The sequence below is a fragment of the Alteromonas gilva genome (assembly GCF_028595265.1).
Classification (GTDB): Bacteria; Pseudomonadota; Gammaproteobacteria; order Enterobacterales; family Alteromonadaceae; genus Alteromonas; species Alteromonas gilva.
This window is the reverse complement of sequence record NZ_JAQQXP010000001.1, coordinates 2,944,383-2,968,547: the sequence shown is the minus strand read 5'-3', so window position 1 is coordinate 2,968,547 and position 24,165 is coordinate 2,944,383. Positions and strand designations below refer to the sequence as shown.

Sequence of the window (24,165 nt, the reverse complement as noted above, 5' to 3'; positions counted from 1 at the left end):
AGTGTGTTTCTGGCTTTTATTAACATAGATAACTAGCGCTTTTGGCTAGTTTGAAGGGATTTTAGCGTTAAGTTGATATTTTTAATGTTTTTCCAGATTGTGTTAGACCTTTAAGCTTAGATGGTCTATAATCCACGGAATTTGCCAAAAATTAGCATTTTTACAGTTTAATCACTGCAAAAATGCATATTCATTAGCTGCAAATACTAGTAAACGGGATGTAAATTAACCTTACCTCCCGTTTTTTGTGAGTGTTAATAAAAACTCTCGGTTATCCTTAATTTGGAGGTTGACTTGGCTAATTCCGCCCTTTTGGTGTTAGAGGATGGTTCTGTGTTTAAGGGTACTGCTATCGGTGCCCAAGGCGTGTCAGTTGGTGAAGTAGTATTTAATACTTCTATGACAGGCTATCAGGAAATTCTTACTGACCCTTCGTATGCTGAACAAATTGTTACCCTGACTTATCCCCACATTGGCAATACCGGTACTAACCAGGAAGATGTTGAATCTGATAAAATCTGGTCTAAAGGACTGGTGATTAGAGATCTTCCCCTCGTTGCCAGTAATTTTCGAAACGAACAAACACTGTCTGAATATCTTAAAGCCAACAACATTGTTGGCATTGCCGATATAGACACGCGCAGACTGACCCGTATTCTGCGTGATAAAGGCGCTCAAAACGGTTGTATCGTCTGTACTGATGCACTGGATGAAGCCGCCGCGCTGGAGAATGCTAAAGCGTTCCCTGGTCTCAAAGGAATGGATTTAGCCAAAGTGGTTTCTACCACAGAAATCAGCGAGTGGAACAGCGGCGTGTGGGAGCTCGGCGGTGGCTATAAAGCCGGTGCAGATTTCAAATATCATGTGGTTGCCTACGATTACGGTGCCAAGCACAATATTTTGCGTATGTTAGTGGACCGCGGCTGCAAGCTGACCTTGGTGCCAGCGCAAACGTCAGCCGAAGACGTGTTGGCGATGAAACCTGATGGGGTTTTCCTGTCGAATGGACCGGGCGATCCTGAGCCATGTGACTACGCTATTGAAGCGATAAAAACCATTGTTGATACCAATTTACCCGTGTTCGGTATTTGCTTAGGGCATCAGCTGTTAGCGCTGGCCAGTGGTGCTAAAACGGTAAAAATGAAATTTGGTCACCATGGTGCTAACCACCCGGTGAAAGATCTTGAGCGTGATGTGGTAATGATCACCAGCCAAAACCACGGTTTTGCGGTTGATGAAGATAACTTACCCGATAACCTCAAGGTAACGCATGTTTCCTTGTTTGATAAATCCCTGCAGGGCATTCATCGTACTGACAAGCCGGCGTTTAGCTTCCAGGGACACCCTGAAGCGAGCCCGGGACCGCACGATGCAGCTGCATTATTTGATCATTTCATCGACTTAATTGAACAGTCAAAGCAGTAGGAACTAGCCCAATGCCAAAACGTACCGACCTAAAAAGTATTTTGATTCTGGGAGCCGGGCCAATTGTTATCGGTCAGGCCTGTGAGTTTGATTACTCCGGCGCCCAGGCGTGTAAAGCCCTTCGCGAAGAAGGCTATCGCGTTATTCTGGTGAACTCGAATCCTGCTACGATTATGACCGATCCTGAAATGGCCGATTCGACTTACATCGAGCCTATTCACTGGGAAGTCGTGCGCAAGATCATCGAAAAAGAGCGCCCTGATGCCATTTTGCCTACCATGGGCGGGCAAACTGCACTGAACTGTGCATTGGATCTTAACCGCGAAGGTGTGCTCGACGAATTTAACGTTGAGCTGATCGGTGCTACCGCCGATGCAATCGACAAAGCCGAAGATCGTGAGCGCTTTGATCAGGCCATGAAATCTATTGGGCTTGAGTGTCCGCGCGCTGAAATTGCCCACTCCATGGAGCAGGCCCACGACGTGCTAAGCCGCATTGGTTTTCCGTGTATTATCCGGCCGTCATTCACGATGGGCGGCTCCGGTGGCGGTATTGCCTACAACATCGACGAATTTAACGAAATTTGTACCCGTGGCCTGGATTTATCCCCCACCAATGAATTGCTCATCGATGAGTCGCTGATTGGCTGGAAAGAATACGAAATGGAAGTGGTGCGCGACAAAGCGGACAACTGCATTATTGTCTGTACCATCGAAAACTTCGATGCTATGGGCGTGCATACCGGTGACTCTATCACCGTTGCCCCGGCGCAAACACTGACCGACAAAGAATTTCAGATTATGCGTAACGCGGCGATGGCCGTACTGCGCGAAATTGGCGTTGAAACCGGTGGCTCGAACGTACAGTTTGGTGTAGATCCTAAGACCGGGCGCCTGGTGATCATCGAAATGAACCCGCGGGTGTCACGCTCATCAGCGCTGGCCTCTAAAGCAACCGGTTTCCCTATTGCCAAAGTGGCTGCCAAGCTGGCGGTAGGTTACACCCTGGATGAACTGGCCAATGATATTACCGGTGGTTTAACTCCTGCATCATTTGAGCCGGCAATCGACTATGTGGTTACCAAGATACCACGCTTTAACTTTGAGAAGTTCGCTGGCGCTAATGACCGCTTAACCACACAGATGAAATCTGTGGGTGAGGTAATGGCCATTGGCCGTAACCAGCAGGAGTCGCTGCAAAAAGCACTGAGAGGTCTTGAAGTTGGCGCCAATGGCTTTGACCCCATGCTCGATGTTGAAGACCCGGAAGCGCGCAATAAGTTAGTGTACGAACTGCGTCAGCCCGGTGCTGAACGAATTTGGTACATCGGTGACGCATTCCGCTTTGGTATGTCTGTTGATGAAGTGTTCTCACTCACTAACGTTGATCGCTGGTACCTGGTGCAGATTGAAGAGATCATTCAGCTAGAGCAGAAAATCGCCGATTTGGGCATCAGCAAAATTGATGCAGAACTTATGCGTACCCTGAAACGTAAAGGGTTCTCTGATGCACGCATGGCCGATTTAACCAGCGTAGCAGAAAGTGATGTACGTGAATTGCGCTTAGAGATGGGCATCAAGCCTGTTTACAAGCGGGTTGATACCTGTGCGGCGGAATTCTCAACCAGTACCGCTTACATGTATTCAACTTACGACGAAGAGTGCGAAGCGGCGCCATCTGAGCGCGATAAAATTATGGTCATTGGTGGTGGTCCAAACCGGATCGGACAGGGCATTGAGTTTGATTACTGCTGTGTTCACGCTGCCTTGTCGATGCGCGAGGATGGTTACGAGACCATTATGGTTAACTGTAACCCTGAAACAGTTTCAACCGATTATGACACCTCTGACCGTTTGTACTTTGAACCAGTCACCCTTGAAGACGTGCTGTCGATTGTTGATATTGAAAAACCGAAAGGTGTGATTGTGCAGTATGGTGGCCAAACGCCACTGAAACTGGCTCGCGCACTGGAAGCGAACGGTGTACCCATTATAGGCACCTCACCGGATGCTATTGACCGCGCTGAAGACCGTGAGCGGTTCCAGCAGATGGTCAACAAGCTTGACCTCAAGCAGCCCGCTAACGCGACCGTCAGTAATATGGAGCAGGCGCTGGAAATGGCCAAGGAAATCGGCTTCCCGCTGGTGGTTCGTCCATCTTACGTGCTGGGTGGCCGGGCGATGGAAATCGTTTATGACTTAAAAGATCTTAAACGCTACCTGAACGAAGCGGTAAAAGTCTCTAACGACTCGCCGGTATTACTCGACCGTTTCCTTGATGATGCTATCGAAGTAGACATTGATGCCGTATGCGACGGCACTGATGTTGTGATTGGCGGTATCATGGAGCATATCGAACAGGCAGGTGTTCACTCCGGCGATTCAGCCTGCTCATTGCCGCCTCACTCACTGCCGCAGGACATTCAAAACGTCATGCGCGAGCAGGTTAAAGCAATGGCACTTGAGCTGGGCGTGGTGGGTTTAATGAATACCCAATTCGCAATTAAAGATGGCGAAGTGTACCTGATTGAGGTGAACCCGCGCGCCGCCCGTACTATACCCTTTGTATCGAAAGCAACCGGCGTTCAGCTGGCCAAAATTGCTGCCCGCGCCATGGCCGGAACCTCGCTTAAAGAACAAGGCTTTACAGCCGAAATCATTCCGCCGTTTTACTCGGTGAAAGAGGTTGTATTGCCGTTTGCTAAGTTCCAGGGCGTTGATCCATTGTTGGGCCCGGAAATGCGTTCAACCGGCGAAGTAATGGGCGTTGGTGATACCTTTGAAGAAGCCTATGCAAAAGCCAATCTTGGTGCCGGTGCGCCGTTGCCTGACTCGGGTAAAGCGTTGTTATCGGTACGTCAAACCGACAAGCCTAAGCTGATTGAGCTATCAAAAGCATTACTGGCGAAAGGTTTCTCGATTGAATGTACGCGAGGCACCGCCGCCTATTTGCATGACAATGGCATCGAAGCAAGCATAGTGAACAAGCTGTCTGAAGGTCGTCCGAATATTGTGGATGCAATCAAAAACGGTGAATACACCTATATTGTAAACACTACAGAAGGACGCCAGGCAATCACTGACTCGGTGTATATTCGTCGCGAAGCGCTGCTTAATAAGGTGACTTATACCACCACCATGAATGCTGCATTTGCAACGGTACAGGCCAAATCGGCCGATGACCGCGGAAAAGTGACCTCTGTACAGGAACTGCATGCCAGAATTCACTAAAGGGTAAGTGTTGCCCGGTCAGCAGGGGCTGTAACGCCATAACGGCTAACCTACAGGTGCCCGGACAGACAACACTAACAACCTGTTAAAAGGCGTCGGATGAGACGCCTTTTTTATTGCTGTGAGGCTGCTATAACCCGGGTAAGGATACCTATTTTACTAAACAGATCTGGTATTTAAGCCCGGATACGCGGTATCCTTTAGTATTCATTGTAAGTTAAACGTGAACAAATATTGAAAGCTGCGCCTGTCAGGCGCAGTTTTTTTGCTACTTGTGAACTTATTCCATAAAGTGAGAATAAAATTATGACTCAATATCCTATGACTATGCGTGGTGCAGAAATGCTGCGTGAGGAGTTGAATCAACTTAAAACAGTTGACCGCCCAAGAATTATCGCATCGATTGCTGAAGCCCGTGAGCATGGCGATCTGAAAGAAAATGCTGAATATCACGCCGCCCGTGAGCAACAAAGCTTTTGTGAAGGCCGTATTCAGGATATCGAAGGTAAGCTGTCAAATGCACAAATCATCGACGTGACCAAGATAAATAATAACGGCAAAGTGATTTTTGGCGCGACTGTTACCATCCTTAATGTAGAATCTGGTGCGGAAACAAGATATCGCATCGTGGGTGACGATGAAGCCAATATCAAAGAAAACCTTATTTCGGTTAACTCCCCCATTGCGCGAGGATTAATCGGTAAGGAGCTTGATGATATGGTTAATATCCAAACACCATCAGGTGCGGTGGAGTACGAAATCATCGAAGTGGAATATATTTAACACATCCCCCTTATACTGGCCAGCCAGCGGTTAATCACATTGATACGTTGAGCTGGCCACAGCCGCTAATAAAACGCTTTGTATGGATGAAAAAGCATGAGCAACACCTACCCTGATGATGAGATTCAGACGCTGGATTCGAAGGTGGTTTATCAAAACCGCTGGATGACGGTGCGTGAAGATGCCATTGGTCGCGACGATGGTTATCGCGGCATTTACGGAGTTATCGACAAACCCGATTTTGTTGTGGTGATAGCACTCTCAGGTGACGATGTGTATCTTGTTGAACAGTATCGCTATCCGGTAAAGGGGCGGCATTTAGAGTTCCCCCAAGGCGCTAAAGAAGGCGCAGAGAGCTTTGATGCACTGAGTGTTGCTAAAGCAGAGCTGCGCGAAGAATGCGGTTTACTGGCCGATAATTGGCAGTACGTGGGTGAGCAATTCTTAGCGTATGGGATGTGCTCGCAACGCTACCATATTTTTGTGGCCACTGAGTTAACCGGCACCAGCCAGGCGCTGGAAGACGAAGAGCAGGGGCTAATCGTTCATAAAATGCCGCTCGCCCAGTTAAAGCAACGCATCGTAAGTGGCGAAATGATGGACGCCACCACGTGTAATGCATTTGGATTGGCAACTCTGAAAGGTTTTCTGTGATGGCGCCACGCAGTCCCATGGCACTGACAATAAGCATCGATGACTTGTCAGGCGGCGATGTCATCCAATTATTAGAAGAACACCTGGCTGATATGTACGCCACCTCTCCGCCAGAGAGCGTGCATGCGCTCGATGTCGCAAAATTAAAAGATCCGGCCATTACCTTTTTTGCAGCTCGCCAGGGCGCCGAGCTGAAAGGCTGTATTGCCATCAAACGTCTCAGTGATGATGACGCCGAAATCAAGTCTATGCGCACACCGGCCAATGCCCGGCGCACTGGTGCAGGCAAACAGTTGTTGACCCATATCATTCAATTTGCACAGGACAAAGGCTATAAAAACCTGTTGCTTGAAACCGGCACCATGGCGTTTTTTGAACCGGCCAGGCAGCTGTATTTAAAGCATGGTTTTGAGTTCTGCGGCCCTTTTGCCGATTACCCGGAAGATCCTAACAGTTGCTTTATGCACAAAGTGCTGAAGTAAGTTGTTAGAAACAAATTCGCAATAGTCTTGACCAAAGCTGACTGGCAGTATTGCGCGAAGGCTTTTCATCAATGAAAGTTAAAATACCGTAGTTTGAAAAATATTATGATACGATAAATAAATGAAAAGAAAGAACTTATACTTCTGTAATTAAATTAAAATATACACAGTTTTTTACGCAAGGATGCTCTACTTATGTTATCAAAAGTCCTGTCGATTTTTGTCTTGGTCATTTCTGTAGTCTCCTGTGGTGGAAATGACAACGGTGCTATAGACCTGCCCGATACCCAGATCCCTCCTTCGCCTCCGCCTATTAATTGGGCTGAAGTCATGAGTACAGACCCTACGACCTTAAGTGAAGCTGAACTTGAGGAGAATTACTGGGGGTATGCAAAACACCTGTATCAAGGAGTAACAGAACCTGCGGCAATAAATCCTGAAGTGGTTCAGAAAGTAACGGGTAAACTGCTGGGAACAGGAAACCCTGGTGTTCCTTATTATATACTCGTACGTTTCGGTATACTAAGTCAATCCATAACCGGTAGCTATTCTAAACCCTGCTCGCTGTCTGGGAGCCTCGATCTTACTGGTGACCTGGACGAGAATGGGGTAGGCATTCTTGAAGTAGATTACAATCAATGTGATGTCGGAAGTGGCATCCTTACCGGCAACGGTGCTGTTAGCCTGCACGGGGCAGACAAAGCCAACTTCAATGGTGTACTTTTTTTTAATGAGGTTAGCTTGCTGACTAATGAAGAGGAATGGATTATTACGGGTCATTACCTTTACGGTACTGAAAAAGGAGATGAAGGCCCATTTGATATTAATTTTTCATCTAGTCATCTGTTATTTTCAGCCCAATCAACCGGTATTCAGTATTTAGAACAACTGGATTGGCGTGCAGACGGTAATCGTGGCGAAGAAGATGGCATCAGCTATTCGGGTGAAATAACATTAGAAACATATGGTGCAGTTCAATTTGTTACAGAAAATAAATTCTCCAATGATAACGACCCTTTTTACGCTAAAATGGTATTTAGCATGGCAAATGCTGCCACCGCTTCCCTGGAATTTGAAAGAGATCTAAAGTTATTGATTGATGAGGATGCCGACGGCGAAGCCGACTCTGGTAAGTATTTTATTTCACTCAATGATTTTCTCGATGCTGATTTCAATGTCACTCCACTGACTGCCCCTGAAGCATTGAATCGGCCGCCAAGAGTATTTGCGCCGTTTATTACACCCGAGCTGGCATTTGAAGGTGATCAATTAGAAATACAGAATATTCGTTATATTGATCCAGATACTCCAGAATCCCAGATAAGCATATCTTATCAATGGACGAAGTTTGGGGCTATTATCCCAGATCAAAATGAGCGTACTTTACCAGCAGATGTTGTAACTGCAGGCGATATAATTTGGGCGACGGTAATCGTCTCTGACGGCGAATTTACCGCCTCGAACTCATCGGCAGAAATCTATATTAATGCTAAGTAACGTTTGGCCGCGCATCAAGGAACGGCACCATGGCGTTTTTTGAACCGGCCAGACAGCTGTATTTAAAGCATGGTTTTGAGTTCTGCGGCCCTTTTGCCGATTACCCGGAAGATCCTAACAGTTGTTTTATGCACCAAGCTTTGCATACAACGGCAAGCCAAATCAGGCTTTGTGGCCAGTAGATTCAAGCATATAAATCACACACACTCTTGTTGCAGTATCGACATTTAATGAGTCATTTACAGGAGATTTTATATGCAAGAATTAACGACACAAGAATTAGAAACTGTTTCCGGTGGGGTCAGTGATGACACAGCTTGGAGTGCAAGTATCGGCGTATCTGCAGCCCTGATTGGTGTTGCCATCGTAACAACCGGACCGATCGCTATGGCGGCTGTTCTTGGCTCCTATGCGGCGTCATATTTAAGCACGCGCTATGGTTAATCATCGGTTCTTTATGACAAACAGATATTTCAACTTTAGGTATATTTTGGCAGCGGGGTTTATCGGCGGTGCAATCCTCGCATTTATCTCAATGTATACCGATTTAACCCTGGCAATAAAATCGCTCATCGGCGCAGTATATTTTGCAGTGTTGCTCGTGTTGTATGTATTTTATCTTGTCTCACCCAAACAACAGTAAGTAAAGGGCCTGGTTGCTATTACTGATTGATGTTTGATTGGTTAAGAGACCAGGCTTTTTTAGTTTTTCTATGCAAATACTGTAATCGGTAACACAATCTCTATTGCTTTTGTTAAGCCTCTCCCTCAGGATGAATACAGCGAAGTATCGCTTGCAGGGATACACTAATAACAGTGGCCTGGCTAAAAAGATAGCAACTCAAAGAAACCAATCAGGTTTTGTAATTTAATCATCCAAACTTATAGAGCGCATAAGCCAAGTTTATTTTATGCGTAATTTTGCATGATTATAAATATTTAGTCGTATTTAATGACTTTTTATGCAGTTTAAACAACTGTTTATATTGTCTTTTAGCAGGTGGCATGATACTAATCTGTTTCGAAAAAAATGCCCGGAAAAAACAATGGCTACATCAATTTCAGAATTACTCGTAGAAGCTGGAAATTTGTTGCTGGTGGGAATGGGCTTTGTATTTGTATTCCTGACCATCCTTATTTTTGCAGTAAACGGACTCAAAGCGTTTTGTGAGCGGTTTCCTGGTGCCCAGCCTCAGGCGCCGGTCAGAGCGTCAGGCAATAAAGCTAAGCAAGCGCCTTCAACTGACAACAACGTTATCGCAGCCATATCGGCTGCCGTTCATGCGCACAGAAACGCAAATAAATAAAATATATTTTAGGAGATCACATGTCTAAGCCACTGGCGATTACCGAACTGGTGCTTCGGGATGCGCATCAATCACTGCTTGCCACCAGAATGCGTATCGACGATATGCTCCCCATAGCGGAAAAGCTCGATAAGGCCGGTTACTGGTCTGTTGAATCCTGGGGTGGGGCAACCTTTGATGCTTGCATTCGTTATTTAGGTGAAGACCCGTGGGAGCGTATTCGTGCGCTGAAACAGGCGATGCCGAACACCCGCCAACAAATGTTATTACGCGGTCAAAACCTGCTTGGTTATCGTCACTATGCTGATGACGTGGTCACCCGTTTTGTTGAGCGCGCTCACGATAACGGCGTAGACGTGTTCCGTATTTTTGATGCGATGAACGATGTGCGTAACCTGGACACAGCGATAAAAGCCGCAATAAACTGCGGTGCTCATGCGCAAGGCACCATTTCCTATACGGTAAGCCCGGTGCATAATCTGCAGGTTTGGCTGGATATGGCTAAGCAGCTTGAAGACAAGGGCGTTCATTCTATCTGTATTAAAGATATGGCTGGGCTGCTTAAGCCTTACGAATGTGAAACCCTGATCACTGAACTTAAAAAGACCGTTGATGTGCCCATTGCGATGCAGTGTCATGCAACTACCGGTTTAAGTACGGCCACCTACCAAAAAGCGATAGATGCCGGGATTGATATTCTCGATACGGCAATCTCTTCGATGAGCATGACCTACGGACACACAGCGACCGAAACCATTGTATCCATATTAGAGGGCACCGAGCGGGATACCGGTTTGGATCTGCCTGAACTGGCCGAAATTGCTGCTTACTTCCGCGAAGTGCGGAAAAAATATGCCAAGTTTGAAGGGAGCCTGAAAGGCGTTGATGCCCGCATTTTGCTTGCCCAGGTGCCCGGCGGCATGCTTACAAACATGGAAAGCCAGCTAAAAGAGCAGGGGGCGGCTGATAAATTTGATGAAGTGTTACAGGAAATCCCCCGCGTTCGCGAAGACTTAGGCTTTATTCCGCTGGTGACGCCGACATCGCAAATTGTGGGTACGCAGTCGGTCATTAACGTCCTCACCGGTGAACGCTATAAGAGCATTTCAAAAGAGACGGCAGGCGTACTAAAAGGCGAATATGGTGCCACCGCCGCGCCGGTTAACAGTGAATTACAACAGCGTGTGCTGGATGGTGGTGAAGCCATCACCTGTCGCCCTGCTGACTTGATTGAGCCTGAGCTTAGCAAACTCGAAGCAGAACTCGACGAGCTGGCCAAAGAAAAGTCAATCTCCTTAGCTGAGGCTAAAATTGACGATGTTCTGACCTATGCGCTGTTTCCGCAAATTGGCCTCAAGTTTTTGCAGAATCGCAACAACCCGGATGCCTTTGAGCCTGTGCCGACTGGCGAAGAACCTGCACCAGCAGCGACAGCCGCACCGGCAACCTCTGAGGCGGCGGTCTACGACGTTAAAGTGGACGGTAAGCTCTACAGTGTAGAGGTGGGCGCTTCGGGTCAGCTAGGCGCTGTAACACCCGCGCCGGCCGCTGCTGAGCCAGCTACACCTGCTCCGGCTGGCGGCGGGCAAAGTATTAACGCGCCGTTGTCGGGTAACGTATTTAAAATACTGGTAGCGCCGGGTGATGAGGTGAGTAATGGCGATGTGGTGATTATTCTGGAAGCCATGAAAATGGAAACGGAAATCCGTAGTGCCTTTGACGGCACCGTTTCTGCAGTGCAAGTGAAAGAGGGTGACAGTGTGACAAACGGTCAGCCTCTTATCGACCTGGGTTAACGGCCAATGGAACAATTAGCTATTTTATGGGACAGCACGGCGCTGGCCCATTTTGAGTCGGGCCAGGTGATTATGATGGCCGTTGGGGCATTGTTGCTGTACCTGGCCATTGTCAAAAAGTTTGAGCCACTGCTGTTATTTCCGATCGGGTTTGGCGCCATTCTCACCAATATCCCGCTGGCGGGCTTTAGTGAACCGGGCGGCATGTTGTATTACATCTATGAAGTTGGCATTGATACCGGCGTATTTCCGTTGCTCATTTTTATGGGCGTAGGGGCAATGACCGATTTTGGCGCTTTGATTGCCAATCCGCGTATGCTTTTGCTGGGCGCAGCGGCGCAGTTTGGTATCTTTGCCACGTTGTTCGGGGCAATCGCGCTGAATGTGATCCCGGGCTTTGATTTTAGCCTTAAAGATGCGTCTGCGATTGCCATTATCGGCGGCGCTGATGGGCCAACGGCTATATTTTTAGCCTCACGTCTGGCCCCGGAACTACTCGGTGCGATAGCCGTTGCTGCCTATTCCTATATGGCCTTAGTACCGATTATTCAGCCGCCTATTATGAAGGCCCTCACCACGCCTGAAGAACGCAAAATTGAAATGGCCCAACTGCGCCATGTGTCAGCGAAAGAAAAAATCCTGTTCCCGCTGGCGGTGCTGTTTTTAACCATTCTGTTTTTGCCATCAGCCACACCATTGGTGGGTATGTTCTGCTTTGGTAATTTAATGAAGGAGTGCGGGGTTGTTGAGCGCTTAAGCAAGACCGCGCAGAACGAACTGATTAACATTGTTACGATTTTCCTCGGTCTGGCCGTGGGCTCTAAGTTATCCGCCGATAAATTTCTGACTGTTGAAACTCTGGGGATTTTAGGTTTAGGCGCAGTGGCCTTTGCGATTGGTACGGCCACCGGGGTGCTGATGGCAAAAGCCATGAGCAAGGCCAGTGGCGGCACAATTAATCCGCTTATTGGCGCGGCAGGTGTCTCTGCGGTACCGATGGCTGCACGGGTGGTGAATAAAGTTGGCCTGGAGGCGAATCCGCATAACTTCCTGCTGATGCATGCTATGGGCCCTAACGTCGCTGGTGTTCTGGGATCAGCGGTTGCTGCCGGTGTGTTGTTAGCGCTGGTAGGCTAGCTAACCCCTATCGCGCGCTTAGCGTAAGGTTTGCTGAGGGACCAGCGACTGATAAGACAGCACCAGTTTTTTTGTCATTTCATGCTGAGGCCATCGAAAGATGGTCTCGGTTTTGCCGCTTTCTATAATCTGGCCGTTATCCATCACTATGACCCGGTCGGCAATGTGCCTGACAATACCTAAGTTATGCGAAATAAACACAAAGGCCAGGCCCATTTCTTTTTGTAACCGCAAAATAAGGTTGACCGTTTGCGAGCGAATGGTGGGATCCAGTGCGGCAAAGGGCTCATCGGCGATTAATACCTTGGGATCAGGTAATATGGCGCGCGCCAGCGACACACGCTGTTGTTGGCCATCTGACAGCATGTGACGGTAAAAATAAAAATGCTCTCTGAGTAAGCCCACTTTTACCAATGTATCGGCAATGAGATCCTTGCGCTGCGATTCAGACAGCGAGGAGTTTAGCCGTAGCGGTTCATCCAGAATCTGGCCCACTGAAATGCCCGGATTCATCGACTCACTGCTATGCTGAAAAATCATCCGGATGCCAGTGATATCGGCTTTTTTACGGGCGTTACGATGCTTTACCGACCAGTATTTTCTTTCCAGTAGCCGAATAGTCCCCGCGTCTGGTTCAACGGCGCCGGCGAGCATCTTGGCCAGCAGTGACTTACCAGAACGGTTTTGACCTATGATGGCAATGGTTTCGCCTTTCATCACCTGCATATCGATGGGACCTAAAGCGAATATCTCCGGCTTTTTAAGCCAGTGTTTTTTACCGCTGTGACGAAAAGTTAAACCACTGACATCAAGGATCTGGCTCATGTCTTATCTCTGTGTAACGGAAAATGACAGCTGTAGCTGTGGTCGTGAATTTTACGTACGGCAGGTACGTTAACGCAGTCTCGCTGTGCTCTTGGGCATCGGGGGCCAAGGCGACAGCCGATGGGTAAATGTTGCAAGGTCGGTATGGTCCCGGCCAGGGTTGGCAATTCAGACTTAGGCGGCAAATCTTTGGTAAAACTTGGCGCGCTGTCGAGCAATGCTTTGGTGTAAGGGTGTAAAGGGCGCTTGCGGATATTTTTCATTCTGCCCGATTCCACGGTTTGCCCACAGTACAGCACGGTCATGGTGTCTGACATGCTGGCAATGGCTAATAAATCGTGGCTGACAAATAAAATCCCCAGCGATCGTGTCTGGTTAAGGCGGGACAATAATTTTAATACCTGCACCTTGGTGGTGGTTTCCATGCCCCGGGTCGGATCATCGGCGATGAGCATTTTAGGCTGGCTGATTAACGCCATTGCCAGCATCAGCTTTTGCCCTATATCGGTAGGAATTTGGTGTGGGTAGGCCCGCAGGTAGTGCTCATGATCTTTGATACCTACTTTGTGGACCGTATTTATCACCACCTTGCGCCGAGATTGTTTGCGCTGCCAGAACCAGTTTCCTTCAACCAGCTGGTCGGGTAACGACTCTTCTAATTGCTCACCCAGGGTGACGGATGGATCCAGAGACGCCAGCGCATTCTGAAACACCACGCCAATGTCTTTACGTAGAATTTGCCGCCGTTGTTGCTCTGACATAGACAGCAAATTGTTGCCATTCCAACTCATGCGGTCAGCAGTAATGGTCCAATTTGGCGGTGTTGCACCAGCAATCGCCTGAACGATTAGGCTTTTTCCCGAGCCGGATTCGCCAACCAGCGCACGAATTTCACCCGAATTAACCGTAAGATTGATTTTATCCAATGCTTTGATTGATTGGGTTCCGGTGTTAATTTCGAGGGTCAGATTTTTAATATCCAGCAATGGCATTAGCGATTTACCCGTTTTCTAAGCGCGGAGCGAAGCCCGTCACCGACGATAGTAATGGAGAGTACCATTAAGAAAATCGTAATCCCAGGTATCGCCACATTCCAGGGGGCCAAATAGCCGGCATCAAGACCGGTCGCAAGAATAGCACCGAGCTCTGGCAGCGGCGGCTGAGCGCCGAGGTTTAAAAAGCCCAGAGCGCTGATATCAAGAATGGCAACCGACAGCGCCAAAGTGCCCTGTACAACCAGCATTTCGATCATGTTGGGTAAAATTGAGTGATAAAACACCTGCCAGTGATTGGCGCCATCGAGTGTCGAGGATTGTATATAGTCTTTTTTCATTTCACCACGAACAAAGGACCGCGTGTGATGAATAAACTGCGGAATCAACGCCAGGGTAATCGCCCACATGCTGTTCACCAGACCACTGCCTAAAATACCGACGATGATAATAGCGATGAGCAGCGTGGGAATGGCCATCAATGCGTCGAGTAAGTGATTAATAATGCTTGAGCGCACGCCTCTGAGGGTGCCGGCGATGGTGCCAATGGTGACGCCTATCACCATCGCTATAATAACCACTAACAGACTGGTACCAAAAGTGACTCGGCATCCGTACATGATGCGGGAAAATAAATCCCGGCCCAGGGCATCGGTGCCAAAAAGATGGGTAATAGAGCCATTGGCAGCCCAACTCGGCGGAATCAACAAGGCTTCGGTATTCTGATAATTCGGATCGTAAGGGGTTACCAATGGCGCGAAAAAGGCAAAAAACACAAACAACATGAGCAAGGCCAAACCCAGCAGGGCAATATGGCTCGACTTAAACGCCTGCCAGGTCTGCTGCCAGGGCGACGGATGTGCTTCATCATCGTAGAGGCTAAATCGTGACACTTTCGTACTTTTCCCTGCTTGGATCGATTAAGCGATTAAATAGATCAATGGCAATGGTGATCATGACAACTAAGGTTGATACCGCGAGCATACCCATTCGCAGCGCTGAATAATCACGCTGATAAATTGCCTGAATCAGCCAACTGCCTATGCCTGGCCAGGAAAACATGGTTTCCACTATCATTGCATTGGTGATTAAGGTGGTAATTTGCATCGCCATTAACGGCAGCGCTGGCAATAGCGCATTGCGTAGCACATGGCGGAAAAATATTTGTCGGCTGGTTAACCCTTTTGAACGGGCAGCAATAATATAAGGCTGAGTAAGTACATCGATAATAGAACGTCGCGTAATGCGAACCATGGATGCGGTAGAAATAAACGCCACGGACAGGGTCGGCAAAATAAGGTGCAAAAAGGCATCCTGTAAGGCTCTGGCTCTGTCGATATTGTCGGTCAGTAAAATATCGACAAACAGAAAGCCGGTCTGGTTAGGAATATTAAACAGCAAGTTAATTCTGCCCGACAGGGGTAACCAGCCAAACTGCAGGCTAAAGGTTAAAATGAACAGCACGGCCAGCCACACAACCGGGATTGAGTTAACCATTACACTGAGCGAATTTATGGTGTAATCGGAGCCTGTATAGGCTTTTAAGCCACTGTAGCAACCCAGGGGGATCCCAACTACCAGCACAATGAACATAGCGTAGGAGCTGAGTTCTATGGTGGCAGGTAAGGCCTGCATGATTTCGTCTAACAATGGCTCGCCGGAAAATAAGCTGACGCCCCAGTTGCCGTTAAACAGCTCGCCGAGATAATGGCCAAACTGCACCAAATAGGTGTCGTTAAGGTGGTACTGCTTCACCAATACTTCATGTTGTACGCTATTTTGCGCAGTAATGCCGGTCAATGTAGTGATAGGATCGGCTGGGAATAAGTAAATCAGTGAAAAAGACAATGCGCTGAGCGTCAGAAACGTCAGACTAAATAAAATTAAGTAGCGCAGCAGGATTCTAATCACGAGCTATTGTCACTCCACCTAATCTGACGCCGCCATAGGGGTTAATGACCATGCCGGATAATTCTTCACGATATGCCTGATAACGGAACGCATGAGCAATGGGTACCAGTGGCATCTTATCGAAGATTAATTCATTGGCTTGCAGATACAATGCCTTGCGAATATCGATATTTTCGGTTTGTAAGGCACGATCGAGAATATCATCGTAGGCTCGATTGCACCAACGCGCGCGATTAGTGCCAGAAGGTATCGCATCACAACTCAATAATGGCCGGTAAAAGTTGTCAGGATCGCCATTATCGGCTGACCAACCGATTAATACTGAGTCATGGTTGCCCTGGCGCAATTGCCGGCGAAACGTTGACCAGTCGTAACTTACAATATTCACCTCAACGTCAATCTCAGCGAGATAACGCTGGATCAGTTCAGCCATTTTTTGCGCATTAGGATTATAGGCCCGCTCAACAGGAATAGCCCAGATTGAAAAAGTAAAGCCAGGTTTTATGCCCGCTTCATCGAGCATTTTACGCGCCAATACCGGATTGTACCCTGTGTCACTGGCATCGGGTTGATAGGCCCAGCTGGCTTCTGGTAATAAAGATTTAGCCCGGATTGCACTGTCGAAGTAAACAGCCTCAAGCAAGGTGTTCTTATCGATTGCATGCGCCAGGGCTTTACGTACAAGCGGGTTGTCAAAGGGGGCGCGTTGCGTATTAAACGCCCAGAACCCAATGTTAAGGCCTGCTTTTTCGGCTAATACTAAATCTTCGCGCTCACGGATGATCGGGTGATCGACCCGGGCGGGGAAGGCCACAGCGTCACATTCGCCAGTCATGAGTTTTGCCAATCGCATTGAGCTTTTAGGCGTAATGTCAAAAATCAGAGAATGGGATGGCACGGTTTGCCAGTAGGCCGGATTCACGTCATAACGAATATAATGGTTTTGTTTGTAATCAGAATATTGAAACGGGCCTGTGCCTATCGGTAGTTCATCGATTTGTTCCGGTAGACCTTCAGACATGAGCGTATCACCATACTCTGCTGATAAGATAACCGAAAAATCGCTGGCGATATTTGCCAGAAACGAGCTATCGCGTTGATGTAGCCTGATTTCAACGCGATGGGCATTAATTTTTTCAATATCTGCAATGTTTTCGGCCAGTCCCAAACTCTCAAAATAGGGGTAATACCCGCCAGAAACCGAATGAAACCGGTGTTCGGGCAATCGCCACCGATTAAACGAAAACAGCACATCATCAGCGTTAAAAGGGCGGCTTGGTGTGAAGTAAGCGGTATGATGAAACTGCACATCCTGGCGCAGCTCAAAACTATAAACCAGCCCGTCCTCGCTAATTAACCAACTGCTTGCTAACGAAGGGCGGATACGACCGGTTTCGGTATCAAACTCCAGTAGTCGATTGTAAATTTGGTGGGCAGTTGCATCGGCTGTGGTGGTAGAGGTATCTAACTGAGGGTTCATTGATATCGGATCGCTTTCCGAGCAATAGACTAATCCCTCGTCAATATTGGTACTGTATTTTTGAGGCGAGCAACCGCTGAGTATGGCCATAACCACGGCTGTTGTAACAGGCCATGCAAACCGGTTGAGCATTGTTATAGTTCCTCGGGCGCGGCTGAGTCGAGCAGGTTATATTTTTTTAAATAACCGCGCAGCTGGTGATAGGTAAGGCTGAGTTTTTCGGCGGTTTTTTTCTGGTTGTACTGGCTGTCTGCCAGTGCCTGCTGGATCAGTTCGATCTCATATTGTTGCGATAGATTTTTTAAATCAAGAGGATATTCCGCTGCTTTTACCGCTGGTGGTTGTGCTATTTCAGGTTCTGTAGCTGGTGGTGTCGAAGCTGGTTCAGCCGCCTTTACAACAGTCTCTTTACTGGTGCTGATGCGATCCTGTGTTTTAATCCTGCCTTTGGGCCGAAATGCAGACTCAAAAGGATCGAGGTTTATTTCGTGCACCGGCAAGTGAGGATTATTGCAGCGATAAACCGCGCGTTCCACCACGTTTTTAAGCTCTCGAATATTCCCTGGCCAGTCATAGTCCAACAGAATTCGCTTGGCTTTTTCGGTAAAGCCACTGAAGAGCTCCATTTCCAGTTCACGGGCCATATTAATGGCAAAGGTCTCTGCTAACAGCAGAATATCTTCCTGACGTTCCCGCAGCGGCGGGATCGTAATTACGTCAAAGGCCAAACGGTCAAGTAAGTCTGCTCTGAACTCGCCGCTGTCGGCCAGTGCGGGCAGATCCTCGTTGGTTGCCGCCACCAGGCGAACATCCACTTTCAGTGTTTTGTTACCGCCCACGCGCTCAAATTCGCCGTATTCGATAACCCGCAGTAACTTTTCCTGAATTAACCCCGAGGTATTAGCAAGCTCATCGAGAAACAGGGTACCGTCGTGAGCCAGTTCGAACCGGCCTTCACGGCGTTTTCCGGCACCAGTAAATGCACCGGCCTCATAGCCGAACAGCTCACTTTCCAGCAAGTTTTCATTTAACGCTGCACAGTTGAGCTTAACGTAGTTTTGATCCCAGCGTTTCGATAAAAAATGTAACCGGGCGGCAATTAGCTCTTTACCTGTACCTCGTTCACCTATGATGAGTACCGGCTTATTTAGCGGCGCTATTTGTGAAACCTGTTCCAACACTTCAAGAAAGCTATTGGCCTGGCCTAGTAAATTGTCTTGCTGGCGAAACCGACTCATTAATTCCCTCAAAAAATAGCCAAATCGACCAATTAATAGTGTAGATTAAATAGATTGTTGAATACAATGTTAATTGAAATTAAATATTGCTCAATAAAAACAATGCGTTAACTTGGTTTGTTAAGTTGGCAGGGTATTTGAATGTAGTATCAATAAGTACAATCAGTACGTACACCAATTAATTCTTAACACGAGCTAGAGGTAAATTATTATGGGTATCTTCTCTCGTTTCACAGACATTGTGAACTCAAATATCAATGCGTTACTGGATAAGGCCGAAGATCCTGAAAAAATGGTTCGTCTCATTATTCAGGAAATGGAGGACACACTGGTAGAAGTGCGTTCTTCTTCAGCAAAAACGATTGCACACAAAAAAGAGATTGTTGTGCAAATCAGCAAAATGGAAGCGGATGCAGCCGATTGGCAAAATAAAGCGGAGTTTGCACTTAGTAAAGACCGCGAAGATCTGGCTCGCTCTGCGTTGCAGGAAAAGAAAAAGAGTCAGGAAGCTGCTGATGTACTTAACGGTGAACTGACTGCAGTTGATGAACAAATTAGTAAACTGCAGGAAGAAATCGTGCAGTTGCAGGAGAAGCTTGCCGATGCTAAGGCGCGCCAGAAAACCATCCTGATGCGTCAAAAAACGGCGTCTTCAAGGCTGGAAGTGCGCAAAACCCTGGACAGCAGTAAAATTGACGAAGCCATGGGGCGTTTCGAGCAATACGAACGTAAAATAGACGATATTGAATCTCAGGTTGAGTCTTATGATCTGGGTAAGAAAACATTGAACGATGAATTTGCTGAGCTGGAAGCCGGCGATAAAATTAATGATGAGTTAGAAGCATTAAAAGCAAAGATGAAGAAGGCCAATAAGCCTGCTGCCAAATCTGAGAAATCAAAATAACACATCAAGAATAAAAGGCTGACGAGGGTCAGCGCTTCTGACCGGAGGTAAAAATGGACGGAGATATTATTGCACTCATACTGGCCCCGTTAATCATCTTTTTGGTTTTCGTGGCGCCAATTTGGTTAATCCTGCACTACCGCAGCAAAAAGCAGGTAAGTCAGGGGTTATCAGCCGAAGAGCAAATTGCGCTTCAGGAATTGGCTGGGAAAGCAGAACTCATGTCTGAACGTATTCAGACATTAGAAGCAATCCTGGACTCTGAAACGCCAGAATGGAGAAACCGCGCATGAACGGGAAAACCATTTATCGTGATTCCAACCACGGTCGAATAGCAGGAGTTTGTGCAGGGATTGCTGAATACTTTGGACTGGAAGTCTGGCTGGTGAGAATTTTAACCGTGACAGCATTTTTTCTGCTGGCGGGTCCTTTCGTGATTGTCAGCTATATTGCCTGTTGGTTTATCTTTGACAAAAAGCCGAGCAATATGTCGGTTATGGATACTGAACAGACAGTGGCGGCGTCGGGCGGTAAGGGATGGCGTAATTCTGGCGCCACCAGCCAACAGGATAAAGTTGAGCTGAAAACACGGGTGTGGCAGGCGGGCGAGCCACCACGTCAGGCGTTTCATGATATTACCAACCGTTTCCAGTTCATTGAAACGCGTTTACGTAAAATGGAAACCTATGTGACCTCGCGGGAATTTCAGCTTAATCGCGAAATCAGCCGGCTGTAAGTACCAGGTTAGATTGTCGGTAACAATGTTCCAACAAAACGCGTAATGCTCAGCATTACGCGTTTTTTTAGGCATCATGACACACTCCTGGCAACATGTTGTGCGCTTTAATGAGCAGTTGTATAAGCTACCGCGGTCCGACCAGTAGCTCTTTTAAGGCCTGATATTTATTGGCTTTAACGCCTTCGGTGAGTAAAACGAACTGTATATACCCTGTTCTGCAGTAGATGCCATTTTTTTCATGAAAAATCCCCTGTAATAGTAAAAAAATTTGCACTCAGTTTACCCGGTGGCCGCGAGTTATCCCAAAGGGCTGATGTTAACTGATTGTATTACATGGTTATTGATAAATAATTCAAGCTGGACAGCTTTATAAACTCAGAGTTCAATGAATTAAAAAAAATAGCTACAACTTTTAGTAAAAAAATCATAGTATCTGCTTAGAATCAGTTTTAAAGGGTACGATTTGTCGTATTTTTGTGCTGTAGCTGGTTCAACATAATATAAAAAAATAATTTTCCAGGGGTACTTCAATGACCAAAGCAAATAAGCTGGCCAGCGCAGTTAGACTCGCGCTGTTTACCGGCATCGCTTCAATAACGACGGCTACGGCCTTTGCGCAGGAAACGCAAGACGTAGAAGTAACAAACGCACAGAGTGAAGATGTTCTAGTAGAAGATACACTAGCAGAAGATTCACTAGAGGAAGGAACTGAACGGATTCAGGTTACTGGTTCTCGTATTCGTCGCTCAGAGTTTTCAAATGCGTCGCCAGTGCAGGTGATAAGCGGTGATATCTCGCGCGAAATGGGCCTGTTTGACGCCGGCCAAATGCTGCAGGGTACTAACCAGGCTGCAGGTTCTCAAATCGATAACACCTTTGGTGGTTTCGTACTGGACAATGGTCCGGGTGCCGCCACTATCGGTTTTCGTGGGTTAGGTGCAGAACGTACCTTAGTACTGGTCAACGGTCGTCGTATGGCGCCTGCAGGGGTGGGTGGTGCACCCACATCGCCTGACTTGAACCTGATCCCTGCGGTCATGATCCAGCGCATCGAAAACCTGTTCGACGGTGCCTCAACCGTTTACGGTTCTGATGCGGTTGCCGGTGTGGCTAACGTCATTTTACGTAAAGACGTAGAAGGTTTCGAGCTTCAGGGTTCTTACCTACAGCCAGATGGTGAAGGCGGTGAACAAACCGTATTATCTGCTATGTGGGGTAAAACCTTTGATAATGGCTTTATCTCAATCGGTGCAGAATACGATGACAGACAAGCACAATCCTATGGCGGTAACCCGTTCCTGAAAGGTTGTGAAGAGCGAATCTGGGAAACCGAAGAAGGTGATATTCTGCGCCGTGTAAGTGGGTATGGCCCAATTCCGCGTGGCGACGATACCTGTGACATTTTCCCGCTGACTAACCGTATGAGCATTCCATTCTGGGGTAGCGTATACCGTACTAATGGCTACACTAACGTCGGTATTCCAGGCTGGTCTGAAACGGCCGACCCTACTGGTGGTCAGTTAGGCCCTGATTATGGGATTCCAGGTTGGACCCATGGCGATTCAGACGGTGACGGTATCAACGACTTATGGTTCCCTGATGGCAACGGCGACGGCTTCCTCGATATCGACTTCCAGGATCCTATGTATGCCTACGAGCAGTCTGATTATTTCAGAAGTGGTGACTACCGCAGCCGCAATAAACGTTACTCGGTATTATTAAACGGTGAATACTCACTCAATGACGCCAGCGATACATTGTTTTATTACGAAGGCTTGTACGCCAAGCGTGAGTCTCCAATCTTTAACCCGGGCGCACAGATTTTTGAAACTGTGCTTGCGTCGAATCCTTACAACCCCTGTGGTGTTTACGGCACAGACTGCCGTGCAGGCATTGGCTTCCCATACGGCCCGCAGGATGTAATACCTATCCTCAATATTCGTGGCGATCGCGACAACTTTGATATCGAAGTTGAGCAGTACCGTTTAGTCGGTGGTGTAACAGGTAACCTGTTGTCATTTGAAAACATTGGTTTGAACAACTGGTATTACGATGCGTATGTGTCTTATAGCGCCTCTGAGGGTAGTGACTCTCGTCAGGGTATCAGTGAAGCGAACCTGTTAAACGCATTAAACACTGCTGTTGTAAATGATGATGGTTCAGTTACTTGTGGCGACGGTTCAGACGGTTGTGTGCCGGTAAACCTGTTTGCAGATAACATCTATCAGCCTGGTGGCGGCACATTAACGCCGGAAGAACATGCTTACCTGATGGTTGATCGCACCATTGGCACTGAAGTATCACAGTTTGTTGTCAACGGCTTTATTGGTGGTGATTTAACAACGCTGCCATGGAACGACGAAGTCGTAAGTTCGGTAATTGGTTTGGAATATCGTCGTGATGAGATTAAATCCAGTCCAAACGATGTGGCCTCTGAAGGTTTACTGTGGGGTTACTTTGCTGACCAGGGTGCTGACGGTGCGCGTAACTTAAAAGAAGTGTTTGCAGAACTTGAGTTCCCGCTTTTACGTGGCGCCAAGTATGCTGAAGAGTTGACCTTAACAGCTTCTGGCCGTATTTCTGACGAAAGCTACTACGATGCAGAAAGTACCTACAGCCTGAAAGCGGTTTACCGTCCGGTAGACTGGTTTACGTTGCGTGGTACCAAAGGTACATCTTACCGCGCCCCTAACTTACGTGAACGCTTCCTAAATGGTACAACTGGTTTCCAAAGCCTGAGCGATCCTTGTGTTGTGCCTGAAGATGCACGAATCGAAGATCCATTGGATGATACCGCGCCTATTACTTACAATCCGGTTGAAGACGAACGTGATCAGAGCGTACTGGATGCCTGTGTGGCAGCCGGTGTTGACCCAACCAGTCTGGGTATAGGTGACACAGAAGAAACCCAGTTTACTAACTTTGTTAGCGCAGAAGTAATCACTGGTGGTTCCCAGGAGCTTAATCCGGAAACGTCACTGGCTAAAACCTATGGATTTGTTATTGAACAACCATTCAGCGATGATTTTGACCTGACCCTGTCACTTACGCGTTTTGACATTCAGGTAACCAACAGTATCGCTGAGCCAAGCCCAACCTACAGCATCGGTCAGTGTTATTCGCAAGAAGGTAACCCTGCGTTCTGTAGCCGTATCTCGCGTGATGAAAATCAGCAGATTGATTTGGTTGATTCGAGCTTTATCAACGTTGGTTTGTTAACCTCTAAAGGTTTCGACTACAACATTTTCTACTCAAGCGATATCCTGATTGGTGAGCAAAATGTTGGCGTTACTCTTGATGTGCAAGCCACCCGTATGACTGAGTCACTCTATGACGTGCTGGGTACGATTGATGACTTTAAAGGTGAACCAGCAGTGCCAGAATGGCGCGGATTTGCCAGACTACGTGTAGAAGTCTCTGACTTTGTATTCGGTTGGGAAACACGCTTCATCGGTGAAGGTAAAGAAGACGATCTGGGTGAGTACGAAGAAGGTACAGTTGGCTGTCGTGGCTTGCTGAACTCAAGCGGCGATCCACTCAAGTGTCGTCCGCTGTCCTACACCGAAGATTACACGGTGCATAACGTGAGTATTTCTTACGAGTTTGATTCATTCCAGGTAAGTGCTGGTGTGCGTAATGTGTTTAACGACGCGCCACCTCCGGTTGACCCGGCTAATACATTCTCGAATACCAACATTCCGTTAGGTGTGGGATACGATACTAATGGCAGAACGCCGTTCATTAATTTCACGGCTGAATTCTAAT

The 24,165-nt window shown here is 47.5% G+C and carries 21 protein-coding genes; 15 read left to right on the top strand and 6 right to left on the bottom strand.

Annotated features, from left to right (window positions below; translation table 11 throughout):
- Positions 1-294 precede the first annotated feature (294 nt).
- The 11 genes from carA (at position 295) to OIK42_RS13085 (ending at position 12,311) form a co-directional block, all read left to right on the top strand.
- Entirely contained in the window at positions 295-1,425 is a 1,131-nt protein-coding gene (gene carA / locus OIK42_RS13135; protein WP_273641159.1) for a glutamine-hydrolyzing carbamoyl-phosphate synthase small subunit, read from the top strand.
- 11 nt (positions 1,426-1,436) lie between these two features.
- Positions 1,437-4,655 (top strand): carbamoyl-phosphate synthase large subunit, encoded by a 3,219-nt coding sequence (carB, locus tag OIK42_RS13130; protein ID WP_273641157.1) that lies wholly within the window; start codon positions 1,437-1,439, stop codon positions 4,653-4,655.
- Between the two features lie 306 nt (positions 4,656-4,961).
- Complete coding sequence (gene greA, locus OIK42_RS13125; RefSeq protein WP_273641155.1) at positions 4,962-5,438, top strand: transcription elongation factor GreA; 477 nt, start codon at positions 4,962-4,964, stop codon at positions 5,436-5,438.
- Between the two features lie 96 nt (positions 5,439-5,534).
- Positions 5,535-6,092 carry an NUDIX domain-containing protein gene (locus OIK42_RS13120; RefSeq protein ID WP_273641154.1) on the top strand — a complete coding sequence of 186 codons (558 nt, stop codon included), beginning with the start codon at positions 5,535-5,537 and terminating at the stop codon, positions 6,090-6,092.
- Entirely contained in the window at positions 6,092-6,574 is a 483-nt protein-coding gene (locus OIK42_RS13115) for a GNAT family N-acetyltransferase (RefSeq protein ID WP_309568768.1), read from the top strand. Before OIK42_RS13120 ends, OIK42_RS13115 begins: the two co-directional genes overlap by 1 nt.
- 195 nt (positions 6,575-6,769) lie before the next feature.
- Positions 6,770-8,071, top strand: a complete 1,302-nt coding sequence (locus tag OIK42_RS13110) for a hypothetical protein (protein WP_273641153.1) — start codon at positions 6,770-6,772, stop codon at positions 8,069-8,071.
- A 29-nt stretch (positions 8,072-8,100) separates the two neighbouring features.
- Entirely contained in the window at positions 8,101-8,253 is a 153-nt protein-coding gene (locus tag OIK42_RS13105) for a hypothetical protein (RefSeq protein ID WP_273641151.1), read from the top strand.
- A 73-nt stretch (positions 8,254-8,326) separates the two neighbouring features.
- Complete coding sequence (locus OIK42_RS13100; protein ID WP_273641149.1) at positions 8,327-8,515, top strand: bacteriocin; 189 nt, start codon at positions 8,327-8,329, stop codon at positions 8,513-8,515.
- 602 nt (positions 8,516-9,117) lie between these two features.
- A complete protein-coding gene (locus tag OIK42_RS13095; protein WP_273641147.1) occupies positions 9,118-9,378 on the top strand; it encodes an OadG family protein in 261 nt (86 codons plus the stop codon).
- A 20-nt stretch (positions 9,379-9,398) separates the two neighbouring features.
- Positions 9,399-11,174, top strand: coding sequence for a sodium-extruding oxaloacetate decarboxylase subunit alpha (gene oadA / locus OIK42_RS13090; protein WP_273641145.1), 1,776 nt, complete (start codon positions 9,399-9,401; stop codon positions 11,172-11,174).
- A gap of 6 nt (positions 11,175-11,180) precedes the next feature.
- Positions 11,181-12,311 carry a sodium ion-translocating decarboxylase subunit beta gene (locus tag OIK42_RS13085; RefSeq protein ID WP_273641143.1) on the top strand — a complete coding sequence of 377 codons (1,131 nt, stop codon included), beginning with the start codon at positions 11,181-11,183 and terminating at the stop codon, positions 12,309-12,311.
- An 18-nt stretch (positions 12,312-12,329) separates the two neighbouring features.
- On the opposite strand, the gene OIK42_RS13080 is transcribed toward OIK42_RS13085, so the two are convergent.
- From OIK42_RS13080 to pspF, 6 genes are read right to left on the bottom strand one after another with little or no spacing between them, the layout of a single operon-like run.
- Positions 12,330-13,136 (bottom strand): ATP-binding cassette domain-containing protein, encoded by an 807-nt coding sequence (locus tag OIK42_RS13080; protein WP_273641141.1) that lies wholly within the window; start codon positions 13,134-13,136, stop codon positions 12,330-12,332.
- Positions 13,133-14,128, bottom strand: coding sequence for a peptide ABC transporter ATP-binding protein (locus tag OIK42_RS13075; RefSeq protein ID WP_273641140.1), 996 nt, complete (start codon positions 14,126-14,128; stop codon positions 13,133-13,135). Before OIK42_RS13075 ends, OIK42_RS13080 begins: the two co-directional genes overlap by 4 nt.
- Positions 14,128-15,021, bottom strand: a complete 894-nt coding sequence (locus OIK42_RS13070; protein WP_273641138.1) for an ABC transporter permease subunit — start codon at positions 15,019-15,021, stop codon at positions 14,128-14,130. The genes OIK42_RS13075 and OIK42_RS13070 overlap by 1 nt, the downstream gene beginning before the upstream one ends.
- Positions 15,008-16,039 (bottom strand): ABC transporter permease, encoded by a 1,032-nt coding sequence (locus tag OIK42_RS13065; RefSeq protein ID WP_273641136.1) that lies wholly within the window; start codon positions 16,037-16,039, stop codon positions 15,008-15,010. Before OIK42_RS13065 ends, OIK42_RS13070 begins: the two co-directional genes overlap by 14 nt.
- The gene (locus tag OIK42_RS13060) at positions 16,032-17,651 is read right to left on the bottom strand and encodes an ABC transporter substrate-binding protein (RefSeq protein ID WP_374211854.1); all 1,620 of its coding nucleotides are present in this window, start codon (positions 17,649-17,651) and stop codon (positions 16,032-16,034) included. Before OIK42_RS13060 ends, OIK42_RS13065 begins: the two co-directional genes overlap by 8 nt.
- Before the next feature lie 2 nt (positions 17,652-17,653).
- Positions 17,654-18,757: a phage shock protein operon transcriptional activator gene (gene pspF, locus OIK42_RS13055; protein WP_273641134.1), complete on the bottom strand. Its 1,104-nt coding sequence runs from the start codon at positions 18,755-18,757 to the stop codon at positions 17,654-17,656.
- A 211-nt stretch (positions 18,758-18,968) separates the two neighbouring features.
- On the opposite strand from pspF, the gene pspA reads away from it, so the two are divergent.
- From pspA to OIK42_RS13035, 4 genes are all read left to right on the top strand, one after another.
- Positions 18,969-19,661, top strand: coding sequence for a phage shock protein PspA (gene pspA, locus OIK42_RS13050; protein WP_273641132.1), 693 nt, complete (start codon positions 18,969-18,971; stop codon positions 19,659-19,661).
- Between the two features lie 53 nt (positions 19,662-19,714).
- Positions 19,715-19,954, top strand: coding sequence for an envelope stress response membrane protein PspB (gene pspB, locus OIK42_RS13045; protein WP_273641130.1), 240 nt, complete (start codon positions 19,715-19,717; stop codon positions 19,952-19,954).
- Positions 19,951-20,397 (top strand): envelope stress response membrane protein PspC, encoded by a 447-nt coding sequence (pspC, locus tag OIK42_RS13040; RefSeq protein ID WP_273641128.1) that lies wholly within the window; start codon positions 19,951-19,953, stop codon positions 20,395-20,397. The genes pspB and pspC overlap by 4 nt, the downstream gene beginning before the upstream one ends.
- A 533-nt stretch (positions 20,398-20,930) precedes the next feature.
- The gene (locus OIK42_RS13035; RefSeq protein ID WP_273641127.1) at positions 20,931-24,164 is read left to right on the top strand and encodes a TonB-dependent receptor; all 3,234 of its coding nucleotides are present in this window, start codon (positions 20,931-20,933) and stop codon (positions 24,162-24,164) included.
- The last annotated feature ends 1 nt before the right edge of the window (position 24,165 follow it).